This window comes from Staphylococcus sp. EG-SA-14, from assembly GCF_017151935.1.
Taxonomy (GTDB): Bacteria; Bacillota; Bacilli; order Staphylococcales; family Staphylococcaceae; genus Staphylococcus; species Staphylococcus aureus.
This window is the reverse complement of record NZ_JACVZM010000015.1, coordinates 22,473-41,186: the sequence shown is the minus strand read 5'-3', so window position 1 is coordinate 41,186 and position 18,714 is coordinate 22,473. Positions and strand designations below refer to the sequence as shown.

Genomic DNA, 18,714 nt, shown 5'->3' with positions numbered 1-18,714 from the left:
GGAAGGTGCATTATGGAAAATTTGTATTTAATAAAGGATTTGGGAGCTTTAGCAGGTCGAGATTATAGAGCTAAAGAAATTCAAAACCTGCAAAGAATAGAGCAATTTGCGCTTGGCTTGACAACAGAGTTTAAGTTGCATCAGAAAGCTAAAACAATGCAACACTTCGCTGAGCAAATTTATTATAATGGTAGATCGCAAGCAGCAGTAAACAAATCTTTACAAAGTCAAATTAACGCACTTGTTGTGGCACCACGTAATAACAGTGCTAATGAGATTGTTCAAGCTCGAGTTAATGTAAACGGCGAAACCTTTGACACATTAAAAGAACATTTAGACGATTGGGAAACCAAAACTCAAATTAATAAAGAGGAAACTATAAGAGAATTAAATAAGACCAAACAAGAAATTCTTGATATCGAGTATCGTTTTGAACCTGATAAGCAAGAGTTTTTATTTGTGACAGAACTTGCACCTCTTACAAATGCAGTAATGCAATCCTTCTGGTTTGATAATAGAACAGGCATAGTATACATGACACAAGCTAGAAATAATGGCTATATGCTAAGTCGTTTAAGACCTAATGGTCAATTTATAGACAGCTCATTGATTGTAGGTGGGGGTCATGGTACACATAACGGTTATAGATATATTGATGATGAGTTATGGATTTATAGTTTTATCTTAAATGGTAATAATGAGAATACATTAGTTCGTTTCAAGTATACGCCTAATGTGGAAATTAGCTATGGCAAGTATGGTATGCAAGATGTATTTACAGGACACCCAGAAAAACCCTACATCACCCCTGTCATAAATGAAAAAGAAAATAAAATTCTATACAGAATTGAGAGACCTAGAAGTCAGTGGGAACTTGAAAACTCAATGAATTATATAGAGATAAGAAGTTTAGACGATGTTGATAAAAATATTGATAAAGTTTTGCATAAAATCAGTATCCCTATGAGACTAACAAACGAAACCCAACCAATGCAGGGTGTGACTTTTGATGAAAAATACTTGTATTGGTATACAGGAGACAGTAATCCAAATAATAGAAACTATTTAACGGCTTTCGATTTAGAAACAGGAGAAGAAGCGTATCAGGTTAATGCTGACTATGGTGGAACACTAGATTCATTTCCTGGCGAATTTGCGGAAGCAGAAGGTTTGCAAATATACTATGACAAAGATAGTGGTAAAAAAGCTTTGATGCTAGGTGTTACTGTCGGTGGTGATGGAAATAGAACACATCGTATTTTCATGATTGGGCAAAGAGGTATTTTAGAAATACTTCACTCAAGAGGCGTTCCTTTTATCATGAGTGACACAGGTGGTAGAGTTAAACCTTTACCAATGAGGCCTGATAAACTTAAGAATCTTGGGATGTTAACAGAGCCAGGTCTTTACTATTTATACACTGATCATACAGTTCAAATCGATGATTTCCCATTACCAAGAGAATGGCGTGATGCAGGTTGGTTCTTGGAAGTTAAGCCACCACAAACTGGCGGTGATGTAATTCAGATATTGACGCGTAATAGTTATGCAAGGAATATGATGACTTTTGAAAGGGTGCTTTCTGGAAGAACTGGAGACATTTCGGACTGGAATTATGTGCCTAAAAATAGTGGTAAATGGGAGAGAGTACCTTCATTCATCACAAAAATGTCAGATATTAACATAGTAGGCATGTCGTTTTATTTAACTACGGATGATACAAAACGTTTTACAGATTTTCCAACTGAACGTAAAGGGGTAGCTGGTTGGAACTTATATGTAGAAGCTTCAAACACAGGTGGCTTTGTTCATAGGCTAGTTCGTAATAGTGTTACAGCATCTGCTGAGATACTATTGAAAAATTATGATAGTAAAACAAGTTCAGGGCCATGGACTTTACACGAAGGGAGAATTATAAGTTAATGAGTAATTTAGAGAAATCTGTAGCTATAAATTTAGAAAACACAGCGCATTATGAAAATATTTCAAATCTAGATATAACTTTTAGAACAGGAGAGAGTGATTCTTCTGTTCTTCTTTTTAATATCATTAAAAATAATCAACCGTTATTACTGAGTGAAGAAAATATCAAAGCACGAATAGCGATTCGAGGTAAAGGAGTAATGGTAGTTGCTCCACTAGAAATATTAGATCCATTTAAAGGTATTTTAAAATTTCAATTACCTAATGATGTAATTAAAAGAGATGGAAGTTATCAAGCTCAAGTTTCGGTTGCAGAATTAGGTAATTCAGACGTGGTAGTTGTAGAGAGAACTATCACATTTAACGTTGAAAAAAGTTTGTTTAGCAAGATTCCCTCTGAAACAAAACTACACTATATTGTTGAGTTTCAAGAATTAGAAAAAACTATTATGGATCGCGCGAAAGCAATGGACGAGGCTATAAAAAATGGTGAGGATTATGCGAGTCTGATTGAAAAAGCTAAAGAAAAAGGTCTATCAGATATTCAAATAGCAAAATCTTCAAGTATTGATGAATTAAAGCAACTTGCTAATAGCCGTATATCTGATTTGGAAAATAAAGCGCAAGCATATTCAAGAACATTCGATGAGCAAAAGCGATATATGGATGAGAAACATGAAGCCTTCAAGCAGTCAGTGAATAGTGGTGGTTTAGTCACAAGTGGTTCTACTTCAAATTGGCAAAAAGCTAAGATTACTAAAGATGATGGTAAGATAATGCAGATTACTGGATTTGATTTTAATAATCCAGAACAAAGAATAGGTGATTCAACCCAATTTATTTATGTTTCGCAAGCTATAAATTATCCAAGAGATGTTAGTACTAACGGTACTGTCGAATATTTAGTAGTAACTTCAGATTACAAGCGTATGACTTATCGACCGAACGGTACAAATAAAGTGTTTGTTAAAAGAAAAGAAGCGGGTTCATGGTCTGAGTGGTCAGAATTAGCTATTAATGATTACAATACACCTTTTGAAACTGTTCAAAGTGCCCAATCAAAAGCTAATATGGCCGAAAGTAACGCTAAATTATACGCAGATGACAAGTTTAATAAAAGGTATTCGGTTATTTTTGATGGAACAGCAAATGGTGTGGGCTCTACATTGTACTTAAATGAGAGTTTAGACCAATTTATTTTATTAATTTTTTATGGGACTTTTCCAGGTGGTGACTTTACAGAGTTTGGCAGTCCTTTTGGAGGAGGAAAGATTTCATTGAATCCCTCAAATCTTCCAGATGGTGATGGAAATGGTGGAGGTGTTTATGAGTTTGGATTAACTAAATCTAGTCGTACATCTTTAACTATATCAAACGATGTCTATTTCGACTTAGGAAGTCAAAGAGGCTCTGGTGCGAACGCAAATAGAGGGACAATTAACAAAATTATAGGAGTGAGAAAATAATGCAAATATTAGTTAACAAGCGTAATGAGATAATTTCATACGCTATCATTGGCGGCTTTGAAGAAGGTATTGATATTGAAAATTTACCAGAAAATTTCTCTCAAGTTTTTAGACCTAAAGCCTTTAAATATTCAAATGGGGAAATAGTTTTTAACGAAGATTATTCAGAAGAAAAAGATGACTTGCATCAACAGATTGACAGTGAAGAACAAAACACAGTCGCTTCTGATGACATCTTACGAAAAATGGTTGCTAGTATGCAGAAACAAGTTGTTCAAAGTACAAAGTTATCGATGCAAGTTAATAAGCAAAATGCACTAATGGCAAAACAACTTGTGACACTTAATAAAAAATTAGAAGAGGTTAAAGGAGAGACTGAAAATGCTTAAATTAATTTCACCAACATTCGAAGATATTAAAACATGGTATCAATTGAAAGAATATAGTAAAGAAGATATAGCGTGGTATGTAGATATGGAAGTTATAGATAAAGAGGAATATGCAATTATTACAGGAGAAAAGTATCCAGAAAATCTAGAGTCATAGGTTATAATCTTATGGCTTTTTAATTTGAATAAAGTGGGTGGTGTAATGTTTGGATTTACCAAACGACACGAACAAGATTGGCGTTTAACGCGATTAGAAGAAAATGATAAGACTATGTTTGAAAAATTCGACAGAATAGAAGACAGTCTGAGAACGCAAGAAAAAATTTATGACAAGTTAGATAGAAATTTCGAAGAACTAAGGCGTGACAAAGAAGAAGATGAAAAAAATAAAGAGAAAAATGCTAAAAATATTAGAGACATCAAGATGTGGATTCTAGGATTAATAGGGACGATTCTAAGTACATTTGTTATAGCCTTGTTAAAAACTATTTTTGGCATTTAAAGGAGGTGATCACCATGCTTAAGGGAATTTTAGGATATAGCTTTTGGTCGTGTTTCTGGTTTGGTAAGTGTAAGTAATATTTAAGAGTCAGTGCTTCGGCACTGGCTTTTTATTTTGGATAAAAGGAGCAAACAAATGGATGCAAAAGTAATAACAAGATACATCGTATTGATCTTAGCATTAGTAAATCAATTCTTAGCGAATAAAGGTATAAGTCCGATACCAGTAGATGAAGAAAGTGTTTCATCGATTATCTTAACAGTTGTTGCTTTATATACTACATATAAAGATAATCCAACATCTCAAGAAGGGAAATGGGCGAATCAAAAATTAAAGAAATATAAAGCTGAAAGTAAATATAGAAAAGCAACAGGGCAAGCGCCAATTAAAGAAGTAATGACACCTACGAATATGAACGACACAAATGATTTAGGGTAGGTGATGACCAATGTTGATAACAAAAAACCAAGCAGAAAAATGGTTTGATAATTCATTAGGGAAGCAGTTCAATCCTGATTTGTTTTATGGATTTCAGTGTTACGATTACGCAAATATGTTTTTTATGATAGCAACAGGCGAAAGGTTACAAGGTTTATACGCTTATAATATTCCATTTGATAATAAAGCAAGGATTGAAAAATACGGGCAAATAATTAAAAACTATGATAGCTTTTTACCGCAAAAGTTGGATATTGTCGTTTTCCCGTCAAAGTATGGTGGCGGAGCTGGACATGTTGAAATTGTTGAGAGCGCAAATTTAAACACTTTCACATCATATGGGCAAAATTGGAATGGTAAAGGTTGGACAAATGGCGTTGCGCAACCTGGTTGGGGTCCTGAAACTGTTACAAGACATGTTCATTATTACGATGACCCAATGTATTTTATTAGATTAAATTTCCCAGATAAAGTAAGTGTTGGAGATAAAGCTAAAAGCGTTATTAAGCAAGCAACTGCCAAAAAGCAAGCAGTAATTAAACCTAAAAAAATTATGCTTGTAGCCGGTCATGGTTATAACGATCCTGGAGCAGTAGGAAACGGAACAAACGAACGCGATTTTATCCGTAAATATATAACGCCAAATATCGCTAAGTATTTAAGACATGCCGGTCATGAAGTTGCATTATATGGTGGCTCAAGTCAATCACAAGACATGTATCAAGATACTGCATACGGTGTTAATGTAGGCAATAAAAAAGATTATGGCTTATATTGGGTTAAATCACAGGGGTATGACATTGTTCTAGAGATTCATTTAGACGCAGCGGGAGAAAGTGCAAGTGGTGGACATGTTATTATCTCAAGTCAATTTAATGCAGATACTATTGATAAAAGTATACAAGATGTTATTAAAAATAACTTAGGACAAATAAGAGGTGTAACACCTCGTAATGATTTACTAAACGTTAATGTATCAGCAGAAATAAATATGAATTATCGTTTATCTGAATTAGGTTTTATTACTAATAAAAAAGATATGGATTGGATTAAGAAAAACTATGACTTGTATTCTAAATTAATAGCTGGTGCGATTCATGGTAAGCCTATAGGTGGTTTGGTAGCTGGTAATGTTAAAACATCAGCTAAAAACCAAAAAAATCCACCAGTGCCAGCAGGTTATACACCCGATAAAAATAATGTACCGTATAAAAAAGAAACTGGTTATTACACAGTAGCTAATGTTAAAGGTAATAATGTAAGAGACGGTTATTCAACTAATTCAAGAATTACAGGGGTATTACCCAACAACACAACAATTACGTATGACGGTGCATATTGTATTAATGGTTATAGATGGATTACTTATATTGCTAATAGTGGACAACGTCGCTATATTGCGACCGGAGAGGTAGACAAGGCAGGTAATAGAATAAGTAGTTTTGGTAAGTTTAGCACGATTTAGTATTTACTTAGAATAAAAATTTTGCTACATTAATTATAGGGAATCTTACAGTTATTAAATAACTATTTGGATGGATGTTAATATTCCTATACACTTTTTAACATTACTCTCAAGATTTAAATGTGCGTAACTGGCAGGTACTTCGGTACTTGCCTATTTTTTTATGTTATAGCTAGCCTTCGGGCTAGTTTTTTGTTATGATGTGTTACACATGCATCAACTATTTACATCTATCCTTGTTCACCCAAGCATGTCACTGGGTGTTTTTTCCTTGCGATAGAGAGCATAGTTTTCATACTACTCCCCGTAGTATATATGACTTTAGCATTCCCGTATAACAGTTTACGGGGTGCTTTTTATGTTATACTTACTTTTATATAGTAGGAGTGAACTATATAGCCGGGCAGAGGCCATGTATCTGACTGTTGGTCCCACAGGAGACATCTTCCTTGTCATCACTCGATACATATATCTTAACAACATAGAAATGTTACATTCGCTACAACCGTATCTTAATCGATACGGTTATATTTATTCCCCTACAACCAACAAAACCACAGATCCTATTAATTTAGGATTGTGGTTATTTTTTGCGTTTTTTCGGGGCGAAAAAAGGGCAGATTATTTGAAAAAGGGCAAACGCTTGTGGAAAATCTAAAAGGTTAAAAATGACAAAAACATTGATACAACAGTGTTTTTGGACGCTCGTGTACGTTAGAGAATGACCGCTTTACCATCACATTATGACGATATGTTTATTTTAAACACACAAGCTCATGCGCGTCTTGATCAAATGGCACAACAGTTTGAAGTTGTTTGTAATGGCTTGAACGAAAATGAAGGACAAGCAATTCAAACGATGGATCAATCTGCCTCTCTAATACGGTCAAACTTAATTCAAGTTAAAGAACAATTAGAAAAACTAGCTGTATACTAATTAATTTATTAAATGCTACTTGTTTTCATTGAGAATAAGTAGTTTTTTCAAACATAAAAGTTTTACAAACACATAAATGGGTGATGAGCTATGTTTAAAAGAACTAAACTAATCTTAATAGCAACGATAATACTATCAGGATGTTCAACTACCAATAACGAATCTAATAAAGAAACAAAATCAGTACCAGAAGAAATGGAAGCTTCAAAATATGTAGGTCAAGGCTTCCAACCACCTGCAGAAAAAGATGCGGTTGAATTTGCGAAGAAGCATAAAGATAAAATTGCTAAACGTGGCGAACAATTTTTTATGGATAACTTCGGTCTAAAAGTTAAAGCTACGAATGTTGTAGGTAGTGGCGACGGCGTAGAAGTATACGTGCATTGTGATGACCACGATATCGTATTTAATGCGAGTATTCCATTTGACAAATCAATTATTGACAGTGATAGCTCATTAAGAAGTGAGGATAAAGGCGATGATATGAGTACTTTAGTTGGTACAGTGTTGAGTGGTTTTGAATATCGAGCACATAAGGAAGAGTTGGATAATTTAACAGAAGTTTTAAAAGAATATAAAAGTAAATATAAATATACTGGTTATACTGAAAATGCAATTATGAAAACGCAGAATAGTGGTTTTAGAAATGAGTATTATTATTTGACTGCAATTCCATATACTTTAGATGAATATAAAAGGTATTTTCAACCCTTAATCAAAGAGGATGATAAGTCTTTTAGGGACGGTATGAGAAACTCAAAAAAACAACTTAAAGATAAATCACGTCCATATGTTGTTACAACTTTATTTAGTACTAAAGATAATTTTACTAAAGATAATACAATAGACGAGATGATTGATTTTTCTGAAGTACTAAAAAAGAAAAAGAATATTCCTCATGATTTGAATGTTTCTCTTCAAATTTCTAATAAATATATAAATACAACAAGACCTAATTATAGTAAGAAGGATGTAATAGAAGTAGGTGTATTTAATCATGAAAAAGCTAACACGAATGATTAAACTAATAACAACAAAAAGATAGGTTCAAAAAAGCCATCCCAACAACAGATAAAACCACAAACCAATCAAACCTATCCAAACAATGCTCGCAAATCACCAATGAAACACTTTCCAATTACGTAACCATGATCTATTTTAAGCATAGTTATTGAGGTTTTGTGATATATAGTATAAAATTAATGAGAATTAAATTTAATAATGTAAAATTCATCTTCGGGGTCGGGTGTAATTCCCAACCGGCAGTAAATAAAGCCTGCGACCTGCTAGTATGTATCATATTAGTGGCTGATCTAGTGAGATTCTAGAGCCGACAGTATAGTCTGGATGGGAGAAGATGGAGGTTTTTTGTTGTGCAATAATCCTCCTATTCTTACGAGATGAATGGAAGGAGAAAATTGAATATGCAACAAAATAAACGTCTTATCACAATAAGTATGTTGAGCGCGATTGCGTTTGTATTAACTTTTATCAAGTTTCCTATACCATTTTTGCCACCATACTTAACTTTAGATTTTAGTGATGTACCGTCACTACTAGCTACATTTACGTTTGGACCAGTTGCCGGTATCGTAGTTGCACTGGTTAAAAATTTATTGAACTACTTATTTAGTATGGGCGATCCAGTTGGACCATTTGCTAACTTTTTAGCGGGCGCAAGTTTCTTATTAACTGCTTACGCCATCTATAAAAATAAACGTTCAACAAAATCTTTGATTACTGGATTAATCATTGCAACAATCGTTATGACTATCGTGTTGAGTATCTTGAACTATTTCGTTCTATTACCTTTGTACGGTATGATATTTAACTTAGCTGATATCGCAAATAATCTTAAAGTAATCATTGTTTCAGGAATTATACCATTCAATATTATTAAAGGTATCGTCATTTCTATTGTATTTATTTTACTATATAGAAGGCTTGCAAATTTCTTGAAAAGAATTTAATCAAATTAAAGCAAAATAATATACACATAATAATAAAAAGCAGGTGACTATCAATAAACGATAGCTTGCCTGCTTTTTCTATGGAACATTTGTCTAAAAAATCAATTATTCAAATTTTAAAGCGTCCCCATCAAATGATTCGTCTGCAATTTTAATAGAATCTGTAGGGCATCCATCAATTGCATCTTCCATATCTTCATATAATTCCTCAGGTACTTCTGCAGTACCTTGGTTATCGTCAAGGATTACGAAAGCAATACCTTCGTCGTCGTAATCATATATATCTGGCGCTGCTGCACCGCATGCACCACATGCAATACAAGTATCCATATCAACGATTGTATATTTTGCCAATGTCTTCGCCTCCTTTGATAAAAATGCTAAAATAGTAATGTGACTAAAATTTTAGACAGCATCATTTTTATTTTCAAATTATCCGTTTTACAGAGTGAGGGTTAAATTTGCAACACATTATAAAAACAGCATTACAACAAACATTTAACTATAAAACAAATAAAAGTATTTACAATATCTTAGTTGGTAAGAAATCTCACCAAACCTTTTTTGACGCTTGTAGTCAACAACAGTTGTCATTATATCACAGTTTACCACTATTAAAATATCCGTCTTTTGAGCTATTTTTAGAAAAAATCAATGAATTTAATGCTGAAATGGAAATCATGTTGCATCCTAGATATACATTTGAAAGCATGGGGCAAACATTTCAAGCAATTCAACTATTAGTGCAAACCATGTCTAATACTATGCAGCAAGATTTTCGTTTCGTACCAATCTCTCAAAATAATAAGATACAAGAAACTGTAAAGATTGTCTATAACTACATTAAAGAAAACCAATTACAAATTGATTTTGAAAATGAACTACATAACTTGTTTAAAGCAATAACTTTAAAAGGGCCATGTTACTTACATTATTATTTGCAAGGCTATGATGAACCAATGTATACGAGACAGCAAGTTAGTTTAATAGAAAAACTATCTCAACAGCAATTGTTTGAATACGAAATGAATAATTTAGTGACAATGATGTTTGAATTAGAAAGTGGAGAATATACTATTTTATCAAAGATAATAATGAAACCTACATTATTAAATCAAACCTATATTACTTATACAAGGTTGCTTGAACAATTCACGATGGAAGATATAGCGGCTCAACAACAAGTTAAAATCAATACTATCGAAGATCATGTACTTGAAATCTTAATCAAAGGTTATATGTCTAATTACGATGATTATGTTGAACAAGAAGATCAACTACAATTTTTAAATTTTTATCAACAACATCGTGGTGAGCGATTAAAATTTTACAAAGAACAATTTGACACGTTATCATATTTTCAATTAAAAGTATTAATCGTTGGATTTGAAAGAGGTGATCTGAATGTTGCATGATATTTTACGAAACAAATTTGGCTTCGAGAGTTTTAAACCGGGACAACAGGAAATTATAGAAAGTATAATGTCTCAACAGCACACTCTAGGTATTCTTCCGACTGGAAGTGGAAAGAGTTTGTGTTATCAAATACCTACGTATTTATCAGGTAAGCCGACATTAATTATCTCACCGTTAATATCTTTAATGGATGACCAAGTTATGCAGTTGAAAATAAATGGAGAAAAACGTGTAACATGTATTCACTCTGGTATGGATGAAATTGAGAAAAAGCATAATATTAAATGTTTACGACATAGCCGTTTCATCTTTCTAAGTCCAGAATTTCTCTTGCAACCGTCAAATTTTAAATTAATATCTATGATAGACTTTGGCATGATTGTTCTTGATGAAGCACATTGCCTATCTGAATGGGGATATGATTTCAGACCACATTATGCTCTAATAGGAAAAGTAACAAAGCATTTTAAAGAAGCGGTTGTCTTAGCATTGACAGCAACTGCACCACCGCATTTACAAGATGATTTGACGGAAATGTTAGCGATTCAATTCAATGTTATTAAAACTACAATGAATCGCCCAAACATAAGCTTTAAGCATCTTAATTTTCATGATGATGAAGATAAAATTGAATGGTTGCTGCCGTTTCTACAACAGTCGGGACCAACGATTGTTTATGTCTCATCGAAAAAGATGTGTCTGAATTTAGCGCAACTTATTTATGATTCAGGTTTTCTTACAGGCATATATCATGGTGATATGAATTATCAAGAGCGACACACAGTTCAACAACAATTTTTAAATAATGATATTCCGATTATAGTCGCAACGAGTGCTTTTGGTATGGGAATTAATAAAAAAGATATTCGCACAATCATTCACTTTCATCTTTCAACAAGTCCTTCTAACTACATTCAAGAAATTGGCCGTGCGGGTCGCGATGGTGAACTAAGTCAGGCAATTAGTTTATTCCAACCGGACGATAAATATATTTTAGAAACGTTATTATTTGCAGATATGATAACAGAAGAAGATGTACAAAATTTCGAAATAGGAGAATTTTTAGCTCCCGATAAACAAGACGTTTTGACAACGTTTCATTCATTCTATAGTATCGGCGCCTTGAAACAGATATTTAAGCAATCATTTAAACGAAAGCAATTAGGATTCTTTCGCATGATTGGCTATTGCAAATTGGATCAATGTAGACGGAAGTATTTATTAGAATTTTTCGGTGAATATCCACCGGCACAAGATCGATGTTGTGACAATGATTCTAATATAACTGATATCGCAATTTTAAATAAGAAGAAGGTAATTAGAAGTATTGGATTTGATGAAAAGTTGCAAAATTTATTTCTCAGATAGTATTACTTTACTAAAAGAAAATTGACAAGCTATAATTAGTGTATACACAATTGAAAAATGATTGAAATAATTTTGAAAAATATACATAAACATATGTCATGTGGGTATATTTTATGTAAAATCATTGTAATAGAATAGAAAGGAAGATGGCTATGTCTAATAATTTTAAAGATGACTTTGAAAAAAATCGTCAATCGATAGACACAAATTCACATCAAGACCATACGGTTGAAAAAGACCAATCAGAATTAGAACATCAGGATACAATAGAGAATACGGAGCAACAGTTTCCGCCAAGAAATGCCCAAAGAAGAAAAAGACGCCGTGATTTAGCAACGAATCATAATAAACAAGTTCACAATGAATCACAAACATCTGAAGACAATGTTCAAAATGAGGCTGGCACAATAGATGATCGTCAAGTCGAATCATCACACAGTACTGAAAGTCAAGAACCTAGCCATCAAGACAGTACACCTCAACATGAAGAGGAATATTATAATAAGAATGCTTTTGCAATGGATAAATCACATCCAGAACCAATCGAAGACAATGATAAACACGAGACTATTAAAGATGCAGAAAATAACACTGAGCATTCAACAGTTTCTGATAAGAGTGAAGCTGAACAATCTCAGCAACCTAAACCATATTTTACAACAGGTGCTAACCAATCAGAAACATCAAAAAATGAACATGATAATGATTCTGTAAAACAAGATCAAGATGAACCTAAAGAACATCATAATGGTAAAAAAGCAGCAGCTATTGGTGCTGGAACAGCAGGTGTTGCAGGTGCAGCTGGTGCAATGGCTGCTTCTAAAGCTAAGAAACATTCAAATGACGCTCAAAACAAAAGTAATTCTGGCAAGGCGAATAACTCGACTGAGGATAAAGCGTCTCAAGATAAGTCTAAAGATCATCATAATGGCAAAAAAGGTGCAGCGATCGGTGCTGGAACAGCAGGTTTGGCTGGAGGCGCAGCAAGTAAAAGTGCTTCTGCCGCTTCAAAACCACATGCCTCTAATAATGCAAGCCAAAACCATGATGAACATGACAATCATGACAGAGATAAAGAACGTAAAAAAGGTGGCATGGCCAAAGTATTGTTACCATTAATTGCAGCTGTACTAATTATCGGTGCATTAGCGATATTTGGAGGCATGGCATTAAACAATCATAATAATGGTACAAAAGAAAATAAAATCGCGAATACAAATAAAAATAATGCTGATGAAAGTAAAGACAAAGACACATCTAAAGACGCTTCTAAAGATAAATCAAAATCTACAGACAGTGATAAATCAAAAGATGATCAAGACAAAGCGACTAAAGATGAATCTGATAATGATCAAAACAACGCTAATCAAGCGAACAACCAAGCACAAAATAATCAAAATCAACAACAAGCTAATCAAAATCAACAACAGCAACAACAACGTCAAGGTGGTGGCCAAAGACATACAGTGAATGGTCAAGAAAACTTATACCGTATCGCAATTCAATACTACGGTTCAGGTTCACCGGAAAATGTTGAAAAAATTAGACGTGCCAATGGTTTAAGTGGTAACAATATTAGAAACGGTCAACAAATCGTTATTCCATAATATAACTATATAAATTGTAACTGAACTGCTATATACAAACGTGCATATTATAAGTATCTCTAAATATTTTGGAGAACTTAAATTGCGCTTATAAGTATGTAGCGGTTTTTTCATTTTTCAAAGTTTGTTATTTAACAAGGTCTTGTCTCGAATATTGGCATATCAATTAAATTTTTTACATAGTCATCAAAAAGATAAAACACCACAATCAACAATTTTAACGAGGAAGAATAAAAAATAAATCAACATATTAAATTGTAGTGTTATTCAACTCCGTAGCTAACAATTCTCTATGCACATTAAACAAATTGTCGAAAATATATCATAAATCTTCAAGCACAGACTTAGCGCATCAATCACTGAACTGTTATAATAGTTTGGGATTAAAGGAGGCCGAAACAATGCAAAAAGTTGAAAGTATCATAATTGGTGGAGGGCCATGCGGATTAAGTGCGGCTATTGAACAAAAAAGAAAAGGTATTGATACCTTAATCATTGAAAAGGGTAATGTCGTTGAATCAATATATAATTATCCTACTCACCAAACATTTTTCTCATCAAGTGATAAATTAAGTATTGGGGATGTACCGTTTATCGTTGAAGAAAGTAAACCAAGACGTAATCAAGCGCTAGTTTATTACCGAGAAGTTGTAAAACATCATCAATTAAAAGTAAATGCATTTGAAGAAGTATTAACTGTTAAAAAAATGAATAATAAATTTACTATTACTACGACGAAAGATGTTTATGAATGTCGATTTTTAACAATCGCGACAGGCTATTATGGTCAGCATAATACATTAGAAGTTGAAGGTGCGGATTTACCTAAAGTGTTCCATTATTTTAAAGAGGCACATCCGTATTTTGATCAAGATGTTGTTATTATTGGTGGTAAGAATTCGGCTATCGATGCTGCTTTGGAGTTGGAAAAAGCTGGTGCTAACGTGACGGTTCTATATCGTGGTGGAGATTATTCGCCTTCAATTAAACCGTGGATACTTCCAAATTTCACAGCATTAGTAAATCATGAAAAAATTGACATGGAATTTAATGCTAATGTTACCCAAATAACTGAAGATACTGTGACTTATGAAGTAAATGGTGAAAGTAAAACGATACACAATGATTATGTATTTGCGATGATTGGTTATCATCCCGATTATGAATTTTTAAAATCTGTAGGCATTCAAATTAATACAAATGAATTTGGAACAGCGCCTATGTATAATAAAGAAACATACGAAACAAATATCGAAAATTGCTATATTGCAGGTGTAATTGCTGCAGGGAACGATGCGAATACCATTTTTATTGAAAATGGTAAATTCCACGGGGGCATTATTGCTCAAAGCATGCTAGCTAAGAAACAAACGCCCTTAGAATCATAAAAATAAAGGTCTATGTACTAAATATCTTAGTTTTACAACGACTGACATTCATGATATGTCAAATGAGGTAGATGACTAATTATTGTACATAGACCTTTTTATGTTACGTAATCATTATAATTCAAAATATGATTTGATTTCAGCTTTATCTAAATTGTTGCTTAACGCGACTAATAATTTTAATCTTGCTTTTGGACCATTCAAGCCGTTAGAAAAAATAAAACCTTGTTGTGCGAGTTGGTAACCACCACCATCGTATGCGTAAGTTGGACTCACAATACCATTAAAGGAACGTGAAACTAGCACAATAGGTATATTTAAAGATACTAATTGTTGAATGCCTTCTAATGCGCTTGGAGGTATGTTGCCTTGTCCTAACGCTTCAATAACCATACCATCGATACCTTCTCGACTATAAAAACTAAAAATGTCACCTGGCATACCCATATATGCTTTTACTAATGGTACATTTAGTTTGTCATTGACATTTTCCAATGCTTGTTGGCGATATGGCATATGATGGAATTGCACACGATCCTTTGTCAATACACCTAGCGGACCATGATTTGGACTTTGAAATGTGTTTGTATTAGACGTATGTGTTTTGGTAACATTACGCGCCGTATGAATTTCATCATTAAATACAACCATCACGCCTTTATGACGGGCCTTTTCATCAGAGGCAACGCGAATAGCGGAAATATAATTATATAATCCGTCAGAACCAATTTCATTAGACGAGCGCATTGCGCCAGTAATAACAACAGGTTGCTCGATACCTAATATTAAATCAAGTAAAAAGGCAGTTTCTTCTAACGTATCGGTACCATGCGTGATAACGAAACCATCATAATATTTATTTGTTACTGCTTCTAAAATAATATCCTTTAATTGTTTAACATGTTGGATTGTCATATGAGGTGATGGTACATTAAAAGGATTTAATTCATCTATTTGTGCATATTGATTTATGACATCTTGATGCATTGAAATAGGGTTGGTATCATTTGTTACTACTTTATTAGATTGGTCTTGTGACATACTAATGGTGCCACCAGTATGAATAACAAGTAGATGTTTCATATATTTCCTCCTATATTTAATTTACCTAATTATGATAAAATATTATTCATAAAACGACAAGGAAGGGAAATGACGCATGAAAGCCATTAATATTGCATTAGATGGTCCAGCTGCTGCCGGAAAAAGTACAATTGCGAAACGTGTAGCCAGCGAACTATCAATGATTTATGTCGATACAGGAGCAATGTATCGTGCATTAACATACAAATATTTAAAATTAAACAAAACTGAGGACTTTGCAAAACTAGTTGACCAAACAACATTAGATTTAACTTATAAAGCAGATAAAGGTCAATGTGTCATTTTAGATAACGAAGATGTAACAGACTTTTTAAGAAATAATGATGTGACGCAACATGTTTCATACGTTGCATCTAAAGAGCCAGTACGTTCATTCGCCGTTAAAAAACAAAAAGAGTTAGCTGCAGAAAAAGGTATCGTAATGGATGGTCGCGATATCGGAACTGTAGTGCTACCAGATGCAGATTTAAAAGTATATATGATTGCATCAGTTGAAGAGCGAGCAGAAAGAAGATATAAAGATAATCAATTAAGAGGTATCGAATCAAATTTTGAAGATTTAAAACGTGATATTGAAGCTCGTGATCAATATGACATGAACCGTGAAATATCACCATTAAGAAAAGCAGATGATGCAGTGACATTAGATACGACAGGCAAGTCGATTGAAGAAGTTACTGACGAAATTTTAGCGATGGTGAGTCAAATTAAATAATTAAGAAGCTAACATTAATAAAATTTATAATTACTTGATGAACGGAAAAGGCTGTTTTTATTCTAATCGAATAGAAATGGTCTTTTGTTAATTTATAAACGAATAACGATAATACTAGAAATAAAAGTGCGTAATTAAACCAAGCATATTAGTAATTCAACTGATTTATAAACAACCTATGAATTGTATTAACAAAAAAGCTAAAATAGCATGTTATTTAAATTTACTTTTTTAAAATTAAAGAGATGCTTTAAAATACATCAATATTAAAGTGCTATTTAGCAATGACTTATTATTACGATTAACAAATATAATGATTAAAGAATGATGCCTAATATACACACTTCTTACTAACAAAATGTAAAAGTTTCTCAATTACGTGGCTTTTTGTTTTATAAAAGTATAAAATTTTACTATAATATATCTTGTAGAGAACAATGAAATGACAGACTTATAAAACAAAATAGTAAGCTATGCTAATTTTTATACAAAAAATATGTATAAACATAGCAAACTGTATTACTTTGATACAAAAATGGTTGTAATAAATATTTATCGATATGACGACTTGAATATGATAAAGTGACATATTTATGTATATGACTATTTCGCAAAATGTAATCGAGGTAGAATTTCTTGACAATTCTGTCAGTTTATAAGATGTTATAAATATGTAGTGTATAAGGAGGCAAACAAGATGACTGAAGAATTCAATGAATCAATGATTAACGATATTAAAGAAGGTGACAAAATCACTGGCGAGGTACAACAAGTTGAAGACAAGCAAGTTGTTGTTCATATCAACGGTGGTAAATTTAATGGGATTATTCCTATTAGTCAACTATCTACGCATCATATTGATAGCCCAAGTGAAGTTGTAAAAGAGGGCGACGAAGTTGAAGCATATGTCACTAAAGTTGAGTTTGATGAAGAAAATGAAACTGGAGCTTACATCTTATCTAGAAGACAACTTGAAACTGAGAAGTCTTATAGTTATTTACAAGAAAAATTAGATAGTAATGAAATCATCGAAGCGAAAGTAACAGAAGTAGTTAAAGGTGGTTTGGTTGTTGATGTAGGACAAAGAGGTTTTGTTCCGGCTTCACTAATTTCAACAGACTTCATTGAGGATTTCTCTGTGTTTGATGGACAAACAATTCGTATTAAAGTTGAAGAATTGGATCCTGAAAATAATAGAGTCATTTTAAGCCGTAAAGCAGTTGAACAAGAAGAAAACGATGCTAAAAAAGATCAATTATTACAATCTTTAAATGAAGGCGATGTTATTGATGGTAAAGTAGCGCGTTTAACTCAATTTGGTGCATTTATAGACATTGGTGGTGTTGATGGTTTAGTGCATGTATCTGAACTTTCTCACGAACATGTTCAAACACCAGAAGAAGTAGTTTCAATTGGTCAAGATGTTAAAGTTAAAATTAAATCTATTGATAGAGATACAGAACGTATTTCATTATCAATCAAAGATACGTTACCAACACCTTTCGAAAATATTAAAGGTCAATTCCACGAAAATGATGTCATTGAAGGTGTCGTAGTAAGATTGGCCAACTTTGGTGCATTTGTTGAAATTGCACCAGGTGTACAAGGACTTGTACATATTTCTGAAATTGCACACAAACACATTGGTACGCCAGGTGAAGTGTTAGAACCTGGTCAACAAGTAAATGTTAAAATATTAGGTATTGATGAAGAGAATGAAAGAGTATCACTATCTATTAAAGCAACATTACCAAACGAAGATGTTGTTGAAAGTGATCCTTCTACGACTAAGGCGTACTTAGAAAGCGAAGAAGAAGATAATCCAACAATTGGCGATATGATTGGTGATAAACTTAAAAATCTTAAACTATAATTTAATATTTAATAGTCAACTCCACATGTTTATGATTGCATGTGGAGTATTTTTATGTAACAAAATATACTCGTAATGATAACGTGGACAAATTTAACTAAGTGTTTAAAAAGATAAAGTTTTAAGTGCTGATTTTTATCATTACAGTAATAA

19 protein-coding genes, 1 pseudogene and 1 riboswitch are annotated in these 18,714 nt (G+C 33.0%); of the genes and pseudogenes, 18 read left to right on the top strand and 2 right to left on the bottom strand.

Annotation, left to right across the window (positions count from 1 at the left end; genetic code table 11):
- Positions 1-12: 12 nt before the first annotated feature.
- The 10 genes from IDG63_RS09620 to IDG63_RS09575 all read left to right on the top strand — a co-directional run bounded on the left by IDG63_RS09620 (position 13) and on the right by IDG63_RS09575 (position 9,090).
- Positions 13-1,923: a phage baseplate protein gene (locus IDG63_RS09620; protein ID WP_000429558.1), complete on the top strand. Its 1,911-nt coding sequence runs from the start codon at positions 13-15 to the stop codon at positions 1,921-1,923.
- Positions 1,923-3,389 carry a BppU family phage baseplate upper protein gene (locus tag IDG63_RS09615; protein ID WP_000067127.1) on the top strand — a complete coding sequence of 489 codons (1,467 nt, stop codon included), beginning with the start codon at positions 1,923-1,925 and terminating at the stop codon, positions 3,387-3,389. Before IDG63_RS09620 ends, IDG63_RS09615 begins: the two co-directional genes overlap by 1 nt.
- Entirely contained in the window at positions 3,389-3,778 is a 390-nt protein-coding gene (locus IDG63_RS09610; protein WP_001166599.1) for a DUF2977 domain-containing protein, read from the top strand. The genes IDG63_RS09615 and IDG63_RS09610 overlap by 1 nt, the downstream gene beginning before the upstream one ends.
- Complete coding sequence (locus IDG63_RS09605; protein WP_000916020.1) at positions 3,771-3,935, top strand: XkdX family protein; 165 nt, start codon at positions 3,771-3,773, stop codon at positions 3,933-3,935. The genes IDG63_RS09610 and IDG63_RS09605 overlap by 8 nt, the downstream gene beginning before the upstream one ends.
- A 45-nt stretch (positions 3,936-3,980) precedes the next feature.
- Positions 3,981-4,280: a DUF2951 domain-containing protein gene (locus IDG63_RS09600; RefSeq protein ID WP_000466784.1), complete on the top strand. Its 300-nt coding sequence runs from the start codon at positions 3,981-3,983 to the stop codon at positions 4,278-4,280.
- Between the two features lie 135 nt (positions 4,281-4,415).
- Positions 4,416-4,718, top strand: a complete 303-nt coding sequence (locus IDG63_RS09595) for a phage holin (RefSeq protein ID WP_000339146.1) — start codon at positions 4,416-4,418, stop codon at positions 4,716-4,718.
- Between the two features lie 10 nt (positions 4,719-4,728).
- Positions 4,729-6,183 carry an N-acetylmuramoyl-L-alanine amidase gene (locus tag IDG63_RS09590; protein WP_000909213.1) on the top strand — a complete coding sequence of 485 codons (1,455 nt, stop codon included), beginning with the start codon at positions 4,729-4,731 and terminating at the stop codon, positions 6,181-6,183.
- 751 nt (positions 6,184-6,934) lie between these two features.
- The gene (locus tag IDG63_RS09585) at positions 6,935-7,120 is read left to right on the top strand and encodes a hypothetical protein (RefSeq protein ID WP_000470336.1); all 186 of its coding nucleotides are present in this window, start codon (positions 6,935-6,937) and stop codon (positions 7,118-7,120) included.
- A 90-nt stretch (positions 7,121-7,210) separates the two neighbouring features.
- Positions 7,211-8,143, top strand: a complete 933-nt coding sequence (locus tag IDG63_RS09580) for a DUF1672 domain-containing protein (RefSeq protein ID WP_086095934.1) — start codon at positions 7,211-7,213, stop codon at positions 8,141-8,143.
- Between the two features lie 205 nt (positions 8,144-8,348).
- Positions 8,349-8,483: riboswitch (FMN riboswitch) on the top strand.
- Positions 8,484-8,544: 61 nt separating this feature from the next.
- Entirely contained in the window at positions 8,545-9,090 is a 546-nt protein-coding gene (locus IDG63_RS09575) for an ECF transporter S component (RefSeq protein ID WP_001186912.1), read from the top strand.
- Positions 9,091-9,195: 105 nt separating this feature from the next.
- On the opposite strand, the gene IDG63_RS09570 is transcribed toward IDG63_RS09575, so the two are convergent.
- Positions 9,196-9,444, bottom strand: a complete 249-nt coding sequence (locus tag IDG63_RS09570; RefSeq protein ID WP_001151997.1) for a ferredoxin — start codon at positions 9,442-9,444, stop codon at positions 9,196-9,198.
- A 107-nt stretch (positions 9,445-9,551) separates the two neighbouring features.
- On the opposite strand from IDG63_RS09570, the gene IDG63_RS09565 reads away from it, so the two are divergent.
- From IDG63_RS09565 to ypdA, 5 genes are all read left to right on the top strand, one after another.
- Positions 9,552-10,505, top strand: coding sequence for a YpbB family protein (locus tag IDG63_RS09565; RefSeq protein WP_001163805.1), 954 nt, complete (start codon positions 9,552-9,554; stop codon positions 10,503-10,505).
- Positions 10,495-11,874: a RecQ family ATP-dependent DNA helicase gene (locus IDG63_RS09560; RefSeq protein WP_000902122.1), complete on the top strand. Its 1,380-nt coding sequence runs from the start codon at positions 10,495-10,497 to the stop codon at positions 11,872-11,874. Before IDG63_RS09565 ends, IDG63_RS09560 begins: the two co-directional genes overlap by 11 nt.
- A gap of 152 nt (positions 11,875-12,026) precedes the next feature.
- Positions 12,027-13,481 carry an elastin-binding protein EbpS gene (gene ebpS / locus IDG63_RS09555; RefSeq protein WP_000069314.1) on the top strand — a complete coding sequence of 485 codons (1,455 nt, stop codon included), beginning with the start codon at positions 12,027-12,029 and terminating at the stop codon, positions 13,479-13,481.
- A gap of 124 nt (positions 13,482-13,605) precedes the next feature.
- Positions 13,606-13,722 (top strand): hypothetical protein, encoded by a 117-nt coding sequence (locus tag IDG63_RS09550; protein ID WP_031824588.1) that lies wholly within the window; start codon positions 13,606-13,608, stop codon positions 13,720-13,722.
- Positions 13,723-13,882: 160 nt separating this feature from the next.
- Complete coding sequence (gene ypdA / locus IDG63_RS09545; protein WP_001174260.1) at positions 13,883-14,869, top strand: bacillithiol disulfide reductase YpdA; 987 nt, start codon at positions 13,883-13,885, stop codon at positions 14,867-14,869.
- Between the two features lie 114 nt (positions 14,870-14,983).
- Here ypdA and IDG63_RS09540 read toward each other — a convergent pair whose 3' ends face one another.
- Positions 14,984-15,952: an asparaginase gene (locus IDG63_RS09540; RefSeq protein WP_000681769.1), complete on the bottom strand. Its 969-nt coding sequence runs from the start codon at positions 15,950-15,952 to the stop codon at positions 14,984-14,986.
- 76 nt (positions 15,953-16,028) lie between these two features.
- On the opposite strand from IDG63_RS09540, the gene cmk reads away from it, so the two are divergent.
- The 3 genes and pseudogenes from cmk (at position 16,029) to rpsA (ending at position 18,561) form a co-directional block, all read left to right on the top strand.
- A complete protein-coding gene (gene cmk / locus IDG63_RS09535) occupies positions 16,029-16,688 on the top strand; it encodes a (d)CMP kinase (protein WP_000644391.1) in 660 nt (219 codons plus the stop codon).
- Positions 16,689-17,045: 357 nt separating this feature from the next.
- Positions 17,046-17,129 (top strand): annotated as a pseudogene (locus IDG63_RS15000) (hypothetical protein); the annotation flags it as partial.
- Between the two features lie 256 nt (positions 17,130-17,385).
- Entirely contained in the window at positions 17,386-18,561 is a 1,176-nt protein-coding gene (gene rpsA, locus IDG63_RS09530; RefSeq protein ID WP_000133950.1) for a 30S ribosomal protein S1, read from the top strand.
- The last annotated feature ends 153 nt before the right edge of the window (positions 18,562-18,714 follow it).